Raw genomic sequence first — 15,629 nt, 5'->3', positions numbered from 1 at the left:
ATTCTCCTTTAACCTGAAATTTTTGGTGTTGATGCTAATAATGTTTTTGTATAAGAATGTTGTGGATTACGGAATACTTCGTCCGTATATCCAAATTCAACAAGTTCTCCTTTGTATAAGACAGCCACTTTTTCACATAAATAGTGAACCATCGGTAAATCATGTGCGATAAATAAATATGTATAGCCTTGTTCCTTTTGAATTTTTTGCAGTAAATGTACAATTTGGATTTGCAGTGAAACATCTAATGCTGAAATTGGTTCATCAAGGATTAATACTTCTGGCTCACATAATAGCGCTCTTGCAATGGCAATACGTTGACGTTGTCCTCCGCTAAATTCGTGTGGATAGCGATCAATATATCGTCTATCTAATCCAACACGCTCTAGTGCATCACCTGCGACTTTATCTTTCAATCCTTTATCGCCTAAACCGAATGAAATATAGCCTTCTGTTACAATATCGCGTACTTTCCAGCGCGGATTTAATGCAGCTGTGGAATCTTGAAAAATGAACTGTACTTTCTGCAAGAAATCCCGCTTATGAGCTGACTTCAGCTTGTGAACAACTTGACTGTTATAATCAATTTCACCAGACGTTGGACGCTCGATCCCAGCTATGAGCTTACCAAGTGTTGTCTTTCCAGAACCACTTTCTCCAATAATGCCAAGCGTTGTTCCTTTTGGGATAGAAAGTGATATACCTTTTAACGCTGCGATTTCTTTATTTTTACTTCCATACGTTTTCGTTACTTGCTTTACAGTAATTAAATCTGTTGTCATGAGGCATTCACCCTCTCTTTTGATTTCGCTTTATTATGCTCCAGAATATGCTGCCAGCAATGTGAACTATGCTCCTCAGAATATGTTGTTCTCTCTGGGAAGCGATGAATACATTCTTTTATCGCTACAGGACAACGATTCACAAACGGGCATCCAAAACTATTTAACGTTTCAATTGAAGGTGTTGTTCCCTCAATTGCTCTAAGTACCTTTTCTGAATCATCCATATTCGGAATTGCTTGCAATAAACTTTTTGTGTAAGGGTGCTTAGGTGAGCCAATTACTTCTTGAATCGTTCCTTTTTCAACAACACGTCCCCCGTACATAACTACTACTCGGTCAGCTACTTCACGTACAAGTGCCAAATCATGTGTAATTAATAAAATACTCGTATTTTGTTTTTCCTTTCTTTCTTTTAACAACTCCATAATTTGCTTTTGAATCGTTACATCTAATGCTGTTGTAGGTTCATCTGCAATAACGAGCTTCGGGTGACAAGCAAATGCAATTGCTAAACAAATACGCTGCCTCATACCTCCGCTCAACTGATACGGGTATTGTTCAAAGCGTTTCTCTGCTTCATGTATCCCTAAATCATTTAGTAAGTTAATTGCAATTTCTTTTGCCTCTTTTTTCGATTTCTTTTCATGCTGCACAATTACTTCTGTAATTTGTCTTCCAACCTTCATCGTCGGATTTAAAGATGAAAGCGGGTCTTGAAAGATAAAGGAAATATCTTTCCCGCGAATTTGATTCCATTCTGATTCTTGTAAATCCGTTAATTCCTTTGATTGGAAAGATATATTTCCATCATCAATATGAATCGATTCTTGATTTAAGCCGATAATTGATTGTGCTGTAACACTTTTCCCTGAACCACTTTCTCCGACAAGTGCAACTATTTCACCTTCGTTAATAGAAAAGGAAACATGCTTCACAATTGCTTGCTTACTATTCTCTTTTTCAACGGCCAACGTTACGTTTTCTAAAGATAAGATTTGTGCCATGTTTTTTCTCCTTTCGATTACGTTTTACGATTTTTGGATCAATCGCATCTTGCAAACCATCACCAATCGCATTAAATGCGAACATAATGAGTGCAATCATGATTGCCGGGAAGAAAAGTTGCCACCACTCTCCGCTTAGTAACGTCCCGAGTGCATCGTTTGTCATCGTGCCCCAGCTCGCTGCTGGTGATTGTACTCCAAGTCCGATAAAACTTAAAAATGATTCTGAGAAAATAGCTGCTGGAATTGTAAATGATAAATTTACGATAATAATCCCTGTTAAGTTTGGAATTAAATGTCCGTATATAATTTTCATATGAGGTGTACCTAATCGCTCTGCTGCAATAACAAATTCTCTTTGTTTCAATGAAAGTACTTGCGCCCGAATGAGACGTGCCATGCCAATCCATCCCGTTAACGCAAGAGCTATAATAATTGTAAAAAGTCCTGGTTTCATAATGATTAATAGTAAAATAACAATCAGTAAATATGGGATACCGTATAACACTTCAATCCCTCTTATAATCCACTCATCAATTAACGTTCCAAGACGATTACGTCCTCTCACATATCCACTAAAGCCACCGATAAGTACACCAAGCCCTATATCAAGAGCTGCTGCTACCAATCCAACTGTTAATGAAATTTTCCCACCAGCCCAAGTACGCGCCCAAATATCTCTCCCTAAATCGTCTGTTCCGAACCAATGCTCACTACTAGGCGGTAAATTAGTTGCTTCTTTTACTTGTTCACTCGCAGTAAATGGCGTTAAACTTTCGCCAATAAGCGAGAAAACAATAATTAGTAATAACGTCACTGCCCCTAAAACTGCTATAGGGTTTGATATAAACTTGCGAAACACTTCCTTTTTCCGGCTAATCGTTTGCTGATCTTTATTTATCGTTAATTCTTTTTTCTCTTCATTCGTTAATAACTGGTCATTAATTTCATAAGCCCCCATTTAAACATCACCCTCCTTACGTAATAGAACGAATGCGCGGATCAACAATACGATGAATGATATCTGTAATAAAAATACATACAATTAATAGCGCACTATAGAAAATGGTTGTTCCCATAATCACCGGATAATCTCGGTTGAAAATACTGTCTACAAAATATTTTCCTAAACCAGGAATTGAAAAGATTTTTTCAATAACGAAAGTCCCTGTTAAAAGTCCAGCCATTAATGGGCCAACAAATGTAAGTACCGGAACAATCGCATTTCGAAGAGCATGTCTTATAATGATTTTCTTAATTGGTATACCTTTCGCTCTCGCTAGCTTAATATAATCACTCTGCAACACTTCAATCATATTAGAGCGAACAAATCTTGTAATAACTGCGATTGGTCCTAACGCTAATGCGAAGGAGGGTAATACAGTATGCTCAAATGTTCCCCAAGACGCCACTGGTAGTAATTCAAATTGTATGGCGAATACTTGTATAAATAGTGGTGCTAAAATAAAACTAGGAATAGAAATACCGAGAATCGCAAGCAAGCTCACACTATAATCAATCACTTTCCCATGATATAGCGCGGCAAATGTACCTGCGGCAATTCCGACTAACAATGAAATAACAAGTGCTTGTAAACCAATAATTGCCGATGGTCCAAAACCAGTTGTTATAATTTCCGATACACCTTGACCTGTCGATTGAACAGATTCGCCAAAATCAAAATGAACTACCCCATCCAAATAAGCAACATACTGATTCCATAACGGTTCATCAAGGTGATACTTCGCTCTCATGTTTTGTATTACTTCTTCAGGAAAGATTTTCGCATCTGATGAAAACGGATCACCTGGAATAATATGCATAATTAAAAATGTTACTGTCGTAATGACCCATAGCGTGAATACCATAACCGATAGTTTTTTAATAACATACACTTCAATAACCCCCTAAACAAATGAATTTACTTTGTTTTATTGACATATTTGTTGCCATTACTCCTTCTCTACTTCTTAAAACACAAAAAGCCTTGATCTTAAAAAATAAGATCAAGGCTTAATAAACGAAGGCCCATCACTTATCTTTCAAGACTTGCTTGCTGGAATTAGCACGGTGTTCCTGTTACAGAACCCGCTGCTGAGGTGTCATAGGGCCAGTCCCTCTACCTCTCTGGATAAGTAAATTGCTATATTATTATTTGGTTCAAATTGTATATTTTGAATTATAATTCTGAAAAAATGAAAAGTCAATCAAATTGGATATATTTAGAAAAATCAGTTTTCTGTTATATTAGTTATTGAAATTACAATCTTTCGCTTATAATAAAAAGAAATTGTATTAAAGGCGTTATAAGATGGACCCCTTACTTCTTGCTACTATAGGATTACCATTAACAATCGTAATACTTGTACTTGTCATCATCGGCTTCTATAAAGTGAAACTTTAATCAGTGGGGGTTTTACGGGCAGTTGATCCCCTACCTAACTTCTTTGCTTTCACTGAACTTTGAGGTGGGGGTCTTACTGCCCGTTAATGCGGGATAATCTCTTTATTAAAAAGAAACGTATCACTTCTTTTTATACTCCATTCGATAATATTACCGGACAGACAATTTCTGAATTTCACGAAGAACAGAAGGTATTAGTATCCGAAGATGAAGATGGCGATGGTAAGAAGAAAAAATAACCTTGCGCGTACGCAAGGTTATTTTTTTGCCTCTGTTTGAAAACGCTTATAGTATGTGGATGCTGTTGAAAAATTAATTTCTATATCACGAATCAACGATGAATCTTCTTCTTTAGCTAACTTCTGTAATTTTTTCATCGCTTGTTCTGCTTCATTTAAGAAACCAACATACATTTCATGTTCTTGTTCTTTCGACTTCGGCACACGAATTTCTTTACGTATATTATCTATATCTTCTAACATACCCGTCGTTACCTTTTGTACGTTTTCTTTATATGTAGCATTCGTTATTTCCTTGCCGCCCTTTTCTTTTGCCACTTCCCATAACTCTAATGCTTTATTAATTTCTTTGTTCATCTTCACATCATACTTTTCATGTACCTCGCGATACACTTTCATCTCTTCTGTCTGTTCAGTAGATTGTTCTACCTTTTCTTTCGGTTCTTTCGTGTCTTTATTTCCATTACATCCCGCTAGAAGGAGCATACCTCCCATTACAGCAATACCCAAAACCTTCTTCATCTCTTATTCTCCTTTTATCTACAGCTACTTCTAATTATAGTTTCTTCTATCTCCACTTGTTTTATTATACCGAGAACATCCTAAATTTTGTACTTAAGATGATTTCTTAATATGTATACCAACATTTTTGTCACAGTATCGTCACTTTATGCAAGTAACTTCTCCATTATTTCACTACTCTACCTTACAAAACTGTAAGAACACATATAGAACATACCGTGCTAGACTTACATATAAATAAAACAAGTGTGCTTAGAGTTTCAAAGGAGAATTATATATGTACAATACAATAACTTTTATGGGAGAAGACATTCGCGTCCTTATTCGTGAAAAGTCACTTCACATTGAAAATACAGAAGAGCTTCGCCGTGTATTAAAAAGGCAGAACGCTCCATTCAAGTTAGCCCAATATTTAAAACAACAACATACAAATCAATTTCATACTGTGCTAAATATATCGGATAAATCATTAACAATCGAAATCATCGGTCATGTCTACATCGGAAACCTTGCAGATATCTTAAAAGAAATCCCACGCATACCGAAGATTGCTCCTATTATCGTTAAAAAAGCGTATAAAATTACCGATCATACCGATATTATCGACTGCGGGGAAAAAGAAGTCGATAGTAATCGCTGGGTGTGGGATAAACTTGCTGTCTTATATGATGCAATTATGAATAATATGTGTGAGTTATTTCAAAGAAATGAAAAAAAGAGCTGATTCAAAACATTTCCTTTGAATCAGCTCTTTTTGTTAAGCCTCTAAATTTTGGTTTTGTTGCAGTTCAAACTGCTTTTCACTTCTTTTTGCCATGAATAAATAGCATAACACAGCACCAATTTCACAAAGAGCTATAACCACACCCATAGGAAGTGCTGTATTACTTCCACCAATACCTACTAGCGGTGCAACAAGCGCTCCTGAAATGAACTGTAATAAACCTAGTAAAGCTGATGCTGTTCCTGCTGCTTGTTTTTGATTTCTCATCGCTAACGAGAAGCCAGTTGTTGATACAACCCCAACACTTGATACAACAAGAAATAGCGAGCATAAAACACCGATTAGTCCTATTCCTAATACGATTGTAAGTAGTAATGATAGACCGCCAACAGCCGCAATAATAATACCAGCAACAAATAAAATTTTCTCATTAACTTTCCCCGCTAAGCGGCCAGTAACTTGGCTAGCAATAATAATACCGATACCGTTAATTGCAAAGAACAAACTAAACTGTTGTGGTGATGCTCCGTATATGTTCTGCAACACGAACGGTGAACCAGAAATATAAGCAAACATTGCAGCTGTTACTAATCCTTGCGACAATGCATACCCCATAAATAAACGATCTTTCAGAAGCTTTCCGTATGTTGCAAGCGTTCCTGATAATCCACCTGTCTCTCTTTCTTCAGGAGGTAATGTTTCACGTAATACGAAAGTAGCTGATATTAGCATGAATACACTAATTGCTCCAAGAACGATAAAAACGCCGCGCCATGATGTGAACTGTAATAATTGTCCCCCGATAATCGGTGCCAAAATAGGCGCTGCTCCGTTTACTAACATAAGCAGTGAGAAAAATTTCGTCATTTCAGAACCTGAATACATATCACGTACCATTGCACGTGATATAACGATACCAGCAGATCCTGAAGCACCTTGTAAGAAACGTAAAAGCACTAAACTCCAAATCGATGGTGCAACAGCACAAAGTAAAGAAGAAGCAACATAAATAATAAGAGCGATAATAAGAGGTTTGCGTCTTCCGTAAATGTCACTAATTGAACCAATAAATAACTGCCCTACTGAAAGCCCAAGCAGACAAGCAGTTAATGTAAGCTGCGCGAGGGATGCACCCGTTTGTAAATCATCCGTTAACTTTGGTAAAGAAGGCAAATACATATCAATAGATAATGGCCCAATTGCCGTAAGTGTCCCTAATACAAGAATCATCCATAACCTGTTTGTCTTTACAGGTTTATATACTTCGTGATTAACTCCATTCACTTTTTCCATTCACCCTTTCATATAAATACTTAATCGTAACAATTATAGTTACAACATAAATATACGTCAAGTATACCGTATTTTCCTGTTTAATAATGTAAAAAAAGCGATAGAATCTCTATCGCTTTACTTTTTCAAATTACTATTTGTAAATTTAGATACAGATGCCATCATTTCTCCTGTGTCTAAATATGTGATTTGAATTGAATCTCCTACTTCTGTAAACATTGCATATGGGAATTTCTTCGCCGGTACCATGAATACTTTTTGCTCGCTTTCTAATAGTACGTACACAATCGTATTTTCACCTGATTTTTCTTTATACACACGTTGTACAGTACCTTCTTTTTGCGCTTCTTTCCCATTTGAAGTCGGTCTAAATGAATCACCACTTCCGCTCAGCGCATTTTTATAATTCTCAAGTGCTTCTTTTTGCGTTGAACCTGTTGCAAACACTTTTGCATTAGAAGCATATATGACAGTATGAGCACGTACTAATCCGCCGTCATCAATAACCGGTACAATCCAAGAAGGTTTACCATATACGTTATAAATAACCGGCATTGTTCCATGCCATTTCTCTCTCTTAAAGGAATTATCCACTACTTCTGTAGCAGCCGAACCGTCCATAATTCCCTTCACTTCTTTTCCGTTATAGTAATACAACTTTCCTGTACGTGCATCAACTAATGAGTAACCGAGAGCAGAATCTACTCCTTCTTTCGGAGAGGTAAAGTCTGTAAAGTAATACAATTTACCATCCTTCCCGAAGATTGGCGTAACGCCTTCCTTCGTCCCCCACTCAGTCGGCATCTTCATGTCAGTTTGTGAGAATTTCGTATTCCAAAATCCGTGAATATATTTTCCGAAGTACGTATTTAACGTAGATGCTGTTTCATGATTTAATACACCATCAATGAATTTAGGTGCATTCCCTTTATCATATCGTTTCACATCACCTGTTTGTGCATCAACAACGACAACGCCTTCTACTTCAAACCCTGATCTTCCTGAAATAAACTCACCGTATGTCATTGTATAATACGGTTTTCCTTTATCATCAACTTCAAATTTTGGTTTCCCTTTAAAAACTAAATCTGGCTCTGCTTTTCGAACGACACGTTCTAATTTATTACCGAAAAACATGCTTGGTACATACTTCATTTTATATCCAAGATGTAATTTCGCTTCCGCATCAGGATTCGTACCTGACATTGTTACGTAACCTGGAATTGTTTCCGCTTTACGTGCTTTAAAAAATCCCGAAACTTCTATCGGTGCTACATACAAGGCTTCACCATTTACCATTTGTGGCGTTAATTCCCCTAGCTCAAAATAAGCTACTTTCGGAATATCACCAAATACCTTTTTCATTTTATTCTCCGCTGTTTTAGGCGGAACTGTAAACGGTTGGTCATTTTCAGTAAATGGCTCTGAAATATCTTTCTCTACCTTCACGACCGAATCATATTTCTTTTGCGAGATTACTATATCGTGCAAATAACCAAAATAGCCGTAACTTGCGAGTAAAACGAACATTAGAAGTCCTTTTAGCGTACCTTCTAATTTCCCTACCTGCTCTTGTGAGAATAAAACAAGCCCAATTAAAATCGCTAATGCAACAGAATAATGAGTAAGAATAGAATCTGCTCGATCATCAATTAGCCAGAAATATTCATAGATTGCAATACCTATCCAAAATAAAACAGGAATAACTAAAATAGATGATTTCTTACCCTTTACAACTTTCTCATTTCCTCCTTTATCCACCGCGCGAATTTTATTACCGCTTCTAGTCCATGGAATCAAAAACAAAGTGAGAATAGCTAAAACTATAAATTTCATCAAAGGCAATGTCCCCTTTTCTTTTGTCTTCTCCATAAGTATAACAAATAAAGGGTAATCAGGTAAAAATGGGAATGGAAATACTTTTAATTACTTATCACCGCGGCTTAATACAAATCCACTAACTACATATAAAACTGAAGCAATATAAAAAATAGTCCCTATCGTAAAGAAATCCACTAGGTAACCAGTTGCAATTATAGCTACGCCGCCCCCAATTGATGTCCATACATGGTATTTTCCAATTTCGTAACCAGCTTCCTTATGCGCTACCTTTCGTGCTAACGATGTCTTCTCCGTATTACGCTGCACAGCACCTAAAATACCCATTAAAATTTGGAGAATGTATACATGCCAAACTTCTGTTGCAATAGGGAAAAAAAGCATTAATATAGCCATGGACCATGCGTATATAATTAATAACTTTCTATCACCTACCCTATCAGAGATTCTTCCAACTAACGGATATACTAGAGCTGAAGTTAAGGCAAATAAGCCGTACGCCCAGCCAAATTGCGAGAAACTATTTCCTACATTTCGAAGCAATAGTATATAAAAAGGAAATACCATACTACCTGCCATCATAATAATGCTTTGTGAGGCTACAAATCTTCTATATGTCATTTGCTATACTCCTTATAAAATAAATTCACAAACCTTTCCTCTGGGTCTACTTCCTTCTTCTTCTGAAGGAATTCTTCTATGCGAGGATACGCTTTCTTTAGTTGCTCCTTTTCCGGATAAGAATAATACGGTAAATAATAACTTCCATTATGCTTTAACGTAACATCAATCATCTTTTGAATGACCACTTTTGTTTTCTTTATTTCATCTTCAGAACGCCCTTGATTAATTAGAAGCACAAGCGCAAACATATCATCTTTCGCATAAGATAGCACCGCATTCTCATTCTTTTCTACATAGCGGATTGTGATGTTAAGAAGGTTTAATTCCTCTTCATTTAAAACGCTTCGCAAATCATCTATATACTCTGCAAAACCATCTATCGGTACAAAGTACTCTTGTAAAACTTCGGTCAAGTTTGGATTATCGTATTCCATAAAAGCACTATCAGATCTCATTACGTTATTTCGAGTTTCGTACTTACCATCTGTACGTTCAAAATAACTTCTTTGTATATCCCAAAATGCGCCCTTTCCCCAGTCACTATAACGTGATAACCCAAGTGAGAATTTCGGCGCAGCTATAATATTTTCTTCTTTTAATTTGCTGTACTCTCCCAGCTTCTGTTGATCTTCTGCCAGTACATAATCTGTTACATACATTTCTTTTAAAAATGAATTTGGGGCAACAGAAATACGTGCTAAATGCATACGTATATTCTCATCCCTTCGCACTTTATTCTTAAAGTATGAAGAGTATTCTTTATAATCTAGTACTTTCGTATGCGTTTCATACAATTCATCGTTTGTTAACTGTAGCGTCACATCTAAAATCACACCAAATAATCCATATCCCCCAATTACATATGGAAACAAGTCAGCATTTTCTTCTCTATTTACATTACGCACCGTACCATCTGCCATTAACAATCTGAACGACTCTACTGTATCAATCAATGCTTCATGACGAATATCACGCCCATGTACATTTACACTTAATGAACCACCAACAGTAAAAATATTTTGAGATTGCATCACTTGAACTGCAAGACCATATGGATTGATTTTCTTTTGAATGTCATTCCATGTGACACCGCTTTGCACCCTAATCCTCTTCTTCTCCGGATCGAATTCTAATATTTCATTATATCCTTTCATATCAAGCATCGTACCGTTCGGATAATACGTCTGTCCGCCTTGGCTATGTTGCATACCTGCAATAGAAATCTTCTCTCCAGAAACATTTGCATCTTGCACTAACTGTTTTAATGAACGTTCATCCTCAGCATTTTCAACACGTTTAATTTTCGTTGGAAGCAACTTTCCTACATCGCTCATAATAGGATGTTCTAGTTGCTCTTTATATGTATTTATAGATGTCGCAAGCAACACTGTATAAGCTACAATGACCACCGCTATCTTTCTTTTTTTCAAATGACACTCTCCTCTTCCACAGTTTTCCCTCTTCATATTGTACCTATTTTCCTAAGAAGAAAGTATAAAAAAGAGAGGGCACCTTATTTTAGGTCCCCCCTGATCAAAACTGTTACTTTGCTGCCGGCAATTGTATTGGGTCGAACTTTTCGTACGACGTATATTTTGCATTCGTAATAATGTGTGCCTTATCCTTACCATTACTACTCATAATCATATCTATCTTCGCTGATTCATATTTAAAATCTTTTGTAATGATATATTCTGCATCCACTTCTTCTATCTTCGCATTTTGTGCTTGTAACATTTTCTTCTGCGTTTCATCCATGCTAGTTAACATACTTTCTGTTTCTTGCCCTTTTAATGTAAATTTCAGTTTATATTTATCTCCGCTTTTCTCCATCTTCATTTTATCTAAAACTACTGCTGGTACTTCTAAATTATCTATAATATCTTGAGTCGCTTTCATTCCACCAGCGTTTAATTGCTCCTCTGGTACGGTTATAACTTCTCCTGTATTAGAGTTTTTCACCTCACCAGCAACTTTACCATCCACAGTATACACTACAACATCTGTACCAGAAATATTCATTTCAGAACGAGAATTCTTTGTCTTTGGCTCTAATTGCATCTTAGCCTTTAATATATCCATCTCTGTTCCCTCAGCTTTTAACCCTACATCATATGTCATCGTTACATTTTCTTCATTTTTAAAAGCTTCGTTCGTTTTCTTGAAAACATCCTTCGCTTCTAATTCCTTTTCTTTTTGCATGGCTTCTTTTTTCGGTTCATCAGTCTTTGTTGTTTTCTCATTGCTACACCCTACCCCTAGACTGATTGCAAGCACTAAACTTGAAATAAAAATATTTTTTTTCATAACGTCGCCCCCTTTCCCAAAATAATATCACCTCTTTCCCTATGAAATCTATACAATTTTCAATCTATATTCGCTATATAGCGACATGTTTAATGAAGATTTTAAATATGATGTAAATAACAACAACTCATTTCAGGAGGTCATTATGAAGGCGATCATTTGCACACAGTATGGACCACCTAACGTTCTTCAGCTTCAAAATATAGAGAAACCTACACCTAAAAAGAACGAAGTATTAATTAAAATTCACGCAACAAGTGTAACGACTGGAGATTGTAGAATACGCGGCTTTAATAGCCCCCTCTTATTTTGGATTCCTATGCGGATCATATTAGGTTTCAGAAAACCGAGAAAACCTGTACTCGGCGTAGAGTTATCCGGTGAAATCGAAGAAGTAGGAACAGATGTAACTCAATTTAAAAAAGGTGATCCAATTTTTGCATTAACAGAACTAAACCTCGGTGGTTATGCCGAGTACACATGCGTACATGAAAGTGGATTAATAACATTAAAACCTACCAATGTGACGTATGAAGAAGCGGCAGTTATTCCTTTTGGTGGAACTTCAGCATTACATTTCCTGAGAAAGGGCCGTATAAAAAAAGGGCAACAAGTGCTCATATATGGTGCCTCCGGATCAGTAGGAACAGCTGCTGTACAACTTGCTAAATATTTCGGCGCGACCGTTACGGCTGTTTGTAGTAATTCAAATTTTGAACTCGTGCAATCTTTAGGAACTGATAAAGTAATTGATTATACGAAAGAAGATTTTACTAAGCAAGGCAAATGCTACGATATTATATTTGATGCAGTTGGGAAGTATAAAAAATCCCTTTGTACAAATACATTAACACCCAATGGAAAATATGTATCTGTTAATGGAATGATGGCCAAGGTAAGTAAAGAGGATATGATTCTATTAAAAAAACTAGTCGAAACGGAAAAACTAAAGCCCGTTATTGATAGAACTTACCGATTAGAAGAAATTGCTGAAGCTCATATGTATGTGGAAAAGGGACATAAAAAAGGGAACGTTTCGATTACCTTAAAATAAAATATATTCAGAAAATAATATTGACAATTCTTTTTGTAAGATTTACTATTAGTACCATATTAAAAAACTACATACACATACTCTTATCAAGAGTGGCGGAGGGACTGGCCCGATGATGCCCGGCAACCGAGCTTATAACGTATAAGCTAAGGTGCTAATTCCTGCAGAACGATTTTCGTTTTGGAAGATAAGAGAGGAACCTATTTCGTCTATTCGGCACCTCTCTTATTTTTGAGAGGTGCTTTTTATTTTGGAACGTATATTAAGGGGGAATTATAGATGAAAAAGGTGTTATTAAGTATTGTAAGTGGAGCGGTATTATTGTTAGGTGCATGTGGTGCTAATTCTGATAAAGAGGTAAAAGCATTAGATGAGAAAAAGATTACTGTCGGCGTAACGGGTGGACCGCATGAACAAATTTTTGAAAAGGTAAAAGAAGTGGCAGCAAAAGATGGTCTCGAAATTGATGTAAAGGTATTTAATGATTATGTAGCGCCAAACGTATCTTTAGATGAAAAAAGCCTCGATGTAAATAGCTATCAAACTAAATCTTATTTAGACGTATTTAAAGCTGAACGCAACATGAAATTAACTGAAGTATTTTCCACAGTAACATTCCCTATGGGTGTATATTCTAAAAGCTTAAAAGATGTAAAAGAATTAAAAGAGGGCGATGCAATCGCTGTCCCAAATGATCCAACAAATGAGCTTCGTGCTTTAAAGCTATTTGAAAAAGCAGGTGTTTTAAAGGTTGATCCAAAAGCTACAGAAAAAGCGACTGCAAAAGATGTAATTGAAAATCCGAAAAATTTAAAGATTGTTGAATTAGAGGCATCTCAATTACCAACGCAGCTAGGTGAAGTGAAGGCAGCTGCAATTAATACAAACTTTGCATTAGGTGCAAAATTAAGTCCAGCAAAAGATTCTATTTTCCGCGAAGGAAAAGATTCACCATATGTGAATTGGGTCGTTGTTCGTACTGAAAATAAAGATGATGCTGTTGTTAATAAATTAAAGAAAGCTTATCAATCTAAAGAAGTAAAAGATTTCATTGAGAAAAAATTCGATGGTTCTGTTTTACCGTCTTGGTAGGAGCTGACTATAATGATTGAATTAAAAAACGTCTCCAAAGTATTTACAACAAAAAAAGGGAATGTTGAGGCTCTTAAATCAACTTCCCTTAAAGTAAAAAAGGGCGAAGTATTTGGAATCATCGGATATAGTGGCGCTGGTAAAAGTACATTAATCCGTTGTGTAAATTTATTAGAAAAACCAACGACAGGAGATATCATTGTAAATGAACAAGAGTTAACAACCTTATCGACAAAAGAACTCGCAAAGGCGAGAAAAAAGATCGGCATGATTTTTCAAGGATTCAATTTACTTAAAACCGTTACCGTTTATGAAAATATCGCACTACCCTTACGTCTATCTGGTCTTCCCAAAAATGAAATTGAAAAAAGGGTAGAAAAGTATTTACGCATTGTTGATCTCTTTAATAAAAAAGATGCCTATCCAAGTGAATTATCTGGTGGTCAAAAACAACGTGTAGCGATCGCTCGCGCACTATCTCATGAGCCTGAAGTTTTATTAAGTGATGAAGCAACGAGCGCATTAGATCCGGAAACGACCGATTCTATTCTTGATTTATTATTAAAGATCAACGAAGACATCGGAATTACGATTTTGCTAATTACACACGAAATGAATGTCATCCAGCGTATTTGTGACCAAGTTGCTGTAATGGAACATGGGGCGGTAGTCGAAAGTGGAACCGTAAAAGATATTTTCACAAACCCACAACATGTAACAACGAAGAAATTTGTAAATAGCGCGTTTGCAGCTAAAATTCCAGAAGATGTACAGAAAGAACTACAAAGCACCGGGGAAATCGTAACACTTTCATTTATAGGAACCGCTTCAGGAGAACCAGCGTTAGCTATCGCTACAAAACGTTTCCACGTATATCCGAATATTTTATCAGGCAATATTACGCAGTTAAAACATGAGGCATATGGAAAACTGATCGTTCATATGCAAGGTGAAAAAAGTGAAGTACACCGTGCCTTATCATTTTTACAAGAACAAGGGATCATCGTAGAAGGAGGTAGAACAGATTATGGGAAACAAGTCCTTTTTGGATGAGTGGGGTAACGTAATATGGGAAGCAACAATTCAAACATTTCAAATGACATCTATTTCACTACTTATCTCTATTCTTATTGCATTACCACTCGGTGTCACACTTGTTTTAACGAGACCTGGTGGACAGCGAGAAAATAAAATTATCTATCCTATTCTTAATACAGTTATTAATATCATTCGTTCTCTTCCGTTTATCATTCTATTATTCTTCATTTTACCTTTTACAAAGTTTCTAATGGGAACGTCCATTGGCGTGCAAGGTGTTATCGTACCACTTGTTGTCTTCACAGCCCCTTACATTGCCCGTTTAATGGAAACTGCTTTATTAGAAGTGGATCGCGGTGTCATTGAAGCATATCAAGCAATGGGAGTCTCTACTTTAAAAATCATTTGGCACGTTATGGTTAAAGAAGCTCGCCCGTCTCTCGTACTTGGATTAACAATCGCAACGATCGGCTTAATCGGTGCAACAGCAATGGCTGGACTTGTAGGTGCTGGCGGCCTTGGTGATTTAGCATATCGATTCGGACATTTACGCTACGAACCTGAAGTAATGTATGCAACAGTCTTTATTTTGATTATCCTCGTTCAAGGATTACAGTCATTAGGGAATGGTATAGCACGAAGATTGAAGAAAGATTAAAAAGAAGGTATCTCATTGAAATGAGATACCTTCTTTTTAATTATAA

16 protein-coding genes and 2 riboswitches are annotated in these 15,629 nt (G+C 36.4%); of the genes, 6 read left to right on the top strand and 10 right to left on the bottom strand.

All coding sequences use genetic code 11. From position 1 onward, the window contains the following. Positions 1-8 precede the first annotated feature (8 nt). Genes SB773_RS23195 through SB773_RS23180 form a run of 4 tightly spaced genes read right to left on the bottom strand, consistent with a single transcriptional unit; the run spans position 9 to position 3,684 of the window. The gene (locus SB773_RS23195; RefSeq protein ID WP_107888037.1) at positions 9-782 is read right to left on the bottom strand and encodes an ABC transporter ATP-binding protein; all 774 of its coding nucleotides are present in this window, start codon (positions 780-782) and stop codon (positions 9-11) included. Further along, on the bottom strand, positions 779-1,789 hold the full coding sequence (locus tag SB773_RS23190) for an ABC transporter ATP-binding protein (protein ID WP_002091444.1): 1,011 nt from the start codon (positions 1,787-1,789) through the stop codon (positions 779-781). The genes SB773_RS23195 and SB773_RS23190 overlap by 4 nt, the downstream gene beginning before the upstream one ends. Continuing rightward, a complete protein-coding gene (locus SB773_RS23185) occupies positions 1,746-2,750 on the bottom strand; it encodes an ABC transporter permease (protein WP_002139910.1) in 1,005 nt (334 codons plus the stop codon). Before SB773_RS23185 ends, SB773_RS23190 begins: the two co-directional genes overlap by 44 nt. A 16-nt stretch (positions 2,751-2,766) precedes the next feature. Then, complete coding sequence (locus tag SB773_RS23180) at positions 2,767-3,684, bottom strand: ABC transporter permease (protein WP_002140132.1); 918 nt, start codon at positions 3,682-3,684, stop codon at positions 2,767-2,769. A 137-nt stretch (positions 3,685-3,821) separates the two neighbouring features. Further along, positions 3,822-3,927, bottom strand: a riboswitch (SAM riboswitch). A 352-nt stretch (positions 3,928-4,279) separates the two neighbouring features. Here SB773_RS23180 and SB773_RS23175 point away from each other — a divergent pair. Then, on the top strand, positions 4,280-4,432 hold the full coding sequence (locus SB773_RS23175) for a DUF3951 domain-containing protein (protein WP_410592412.1): 153 nt from the start codon (positions 4,280-4,282) through the stop codon (positions 4,430-4,432). An 18-nt stretch (positions 4,433-4,450) separates the two neighbouring features. Here the strand turns inward: SB773_RS23175 and SB773_RS23170 are convergent, their stop codons facing one another. Then, positions 4,451-4,954, bottom strand: a complete 504-nt coding sequence (locus SB773_RS23170; protein WP_410592410.1) for a hypothetical protein — start codon at positions 4,952-4,954, stop codon at positions 4,451-4,453. A gap of 277 nt (positions 4,955-5,231) precedes the next feature. Here SB773_RS23170 and SB773_RS23165 point away from each other — a divergent pair, with 277 nt between their 5' ends. Next, positions 5,232-5,678, top strand: coding sequence for a hypothetical protein (locus SB773_RS23165; RefSeq protein WP_060749767.1), 447 nt, complete (start codon positions 5,232-5,234; stop codon positions 5,676-5,678). Between the two features lie 33 nt (positions 5,679-5,711). Here the strand turns inward: SB773_RS23165 and SB773_RS23160 are convergent, their stop codons facing one another. The 5 genes from SB773_RS23160 to SB773_RS23140 all read right to left on the bottom strand — a co-directional run bounded on the left by SB773_RS23160 (position 5,712) and on the right by SB773_RS23140 (position 11,741). Continuing rightward, the gene (locus tag SB773_RS23160) at positions 5,712-6,971 is read right to left on the bottom strand and encodes a multidrug effflux MFS transporter (protein ID WP_410592407.1); all 1,260 of its coding nucleotides are present in this window, start codon (positions 6,969-6,971) and stop codon (positions 5,712-5,714) included. Between the two features lie 117 nt (positions 6,972-7,088). Beyond that, positions 7,089-8,807: a DUF3981 domain-containing protein gene (locus tag SB773_RS23155; RefSeq protein ID WP_410592461.1), complete on the bottom strand. Its 1,719-nt coding sequence runs from the start codon at positions 8,805-8,807 to the stop codon at positions 7,089-7,091. Positions 8,808-8,897: 90 nt separating this feature from the next. Beyond that, a complete protein-coding gene (locus tag SB773_RS23150) occupies positions 8,898-9,431 on the bottom strand; it encodes an MFS transporter (RefSeq protein ID WP_002091456.1) in 534 nt (177 codons plus the stop codon). Then, complete coding sequence (locus tag SB773_RS23145) at positions 9,428-10,864, bottom strand: FAD-binding protein (RefSeq protein ID WP_410592405.1); 1,437 nt, start codon at positions 10,862-10,864, stop codon at positions 9,428-9,430. The genes SB773_RS23150 and SB773_RS23145 overlap by 4 nt, the downstream gene beginning before the upstream one ends. Positions 10,865-10,976: 112 nt before the next feature. Beyond that, positions 10,977-11,741: a hypothetical protein gene (locus SB773_RS23140; protein WP_410592403.1), complete on the bottom strand. Its 765-nt coding sequence runs from the start codon at positions 11,739-11,741 to the stop codon at positions 10,977-10,979. Positions 11,742-11,886: 145 nt separating this feature from the next. Here SB773_RS23140 and SB773_RS23135 point away from each other — a divergent pair, with 145 nt between their 5' ends. The 4 genes from SB773_RS23135 to SB773_RS23120 all read left to right on the top strand — a co-directional run bounded on the left by SB773_RS23135 (position 11,887) and on the right by SB773_RS23120 (position 15,583). After that, complete coding sequence (locus SB773_RS23135) at positions 11,887-12,795, top strand: NAD(P)-dependent alcohol dehydrogenase (RefSeq protein ID WP_060749763.1); 909 nt, start codon at positions 11,887-11,889, stop codon at positions 12,793-12,795. Between the two features lie 80 nt (positions 12,796-12,875). Continuing rightward, positions 12,876-12,989, top strand: a riboswitch (SAM riboswitch). A gap of 85 nt (positions 12,990-13,074) precedes the next feature. Continuing rightward, positions 13,075-13,887 carry a MetQ/NlpA family ABC transporter substrate-binding protein gene (locus tag SB773_RS23130; RefSeq protein ID WP_131247774.1) on the top strand — a complete coding sequence of 271 codons (813 nt, stop codon included), beginning with the start codon at positions 13,075-13,077 and terminating at the stop codon, positions 13,885-13,887. 12 nt (positions 13,888-13,899) lie between these two features. After that, on the top strand, positions 13,900-14,940 hold the full coding sequence (locus SB773_RS23125) for a methionine ABC transporter ATP-binding protein (protein WP_060749762.1): 1,041 nt from the start codon (positions 13,900-13,902) through the stop codon (positions 14,938-14,940). After that, positions 14,915-15,583: a methionine ABC transporter permease gene (locus SB773_RS23120; protein WP_002140120.1), complete on the top strand. Its 669-nt coding sequence runs from the start codon at positions 14,915-14,917 to the stop codon at positions 15,581-15,583. The genes SB773_RS23125 and SB773_RS23120 overlap by 26 nt, the downstream gene beginning before the upstream one ends. Positions 15,584-15,629 lie beyond the last annotated feature (46 nt).

This window comes from Bacillus sp. SIMBA_074, from assembly GCF_046534555.1.
Classification (GTDB): Bacteria; Bacillota; Bacilli; order Bacillales; family Bacillaceae_G; genus Bacillus_A; species Bacillus_A mycoides.
Note: the sequence above shows the minus strand (reverse complement) of the source record. Positions and strands in the feature narration are given on the sequence as shown.

Coding starts and splice junctions, on each gene's coding strand:
- SB773_RS23195 (WP_107888037.1), bottom strand. CDS start 782: ATGACAACAGATTTAATTACTGTAAAGCAAGTAACGAAAACGTATGGA.
- SB773_RS23190 (WP_002091444.1), bottom strand. CDS start 1,789: ATGGCACAAATCTTATCTTTAGAAAACGTAACGTTGGCCGTTGAAAAA.
- SB773_RS23185 (WP_002139910.1), bottom strand. CDS start 2,750: ATGGGGGCTTATGAAATTAATGACCAGTTATTAACGAATGAAGAGAAA.
- SB773_RS23175 (WP_410592412.1), top strand. CDS start 4,280: ATGCGGGATAATCTCTTTATTAAAAAGAAACGTATCACTTCTTTTTAT.
- SB773_RS23170 (WP_410592410.1), bottom strand. CDS start 4,954: ATGAAGAAGGTTTTGGGTATTGCTGTAATGGGAGGTATGCTCCTTCTA.
- SB773_RS23165 (WP_060749767.1), top strand. CDS start 5,232: ATGTACAATACAATAACTTTTATGGGAGAAGACATTCGCGTCCTTATT.
- SB773_RS23160 (WP_410592407.1), bottom strand. CDS start 6,971: ATGGAAAAAGTGAATGGAGTTAATCACGAAGTATATAAACCTGTAAAG.
- SB773_RS23155 (WP_410592461.1), bottom strand. CDS start 8,807: ATGAAATTTATAGTTTTAGCTATTCTCACTTTGTTTTTGATTCCATGG.
- SB773_RS23150 (WP_002091456.1), bottom strand. CDS start 9,431: ATGACATATAGAAGATTTGTAGCCTCACAAAGCATTATTATGATGGCA.
- SB773_RS23140 (WP_410592403.1), bottom strand. CDS start 11,741: ATGAAAAAAAATATTTTTATTTCAAGTTTAGTGCTTGCAATCAGTCTA.
- SB773_RS23135 (WP_060749763.1), top strand. CDS start 11,887: ATGAAGGCGATCATTTGCACACAGTATGGACCACCTAACGTTCTTCAG.
- SB773_RS23130 (WP_131247774.1), top strand. CDS start 13,075: ATGAAAAAGGTGTTATTAAGTATTGTAAGTGGAGCGGTATTATTGTTA.
- SB773_RS23125 (WP_060749762.1), top strand. CDS start 13,900: ATGATTGAATTAAAAAACGTCTCCAAAGTATTTACAACAAAAAAAGGG.
- SB773_RS23120 (WP_002140120.1), top strand. CDS start 14,915: ATGGGAAACAAGTCCTTTTTGGATGAGTGGGGTAACGTAATATGGGAA.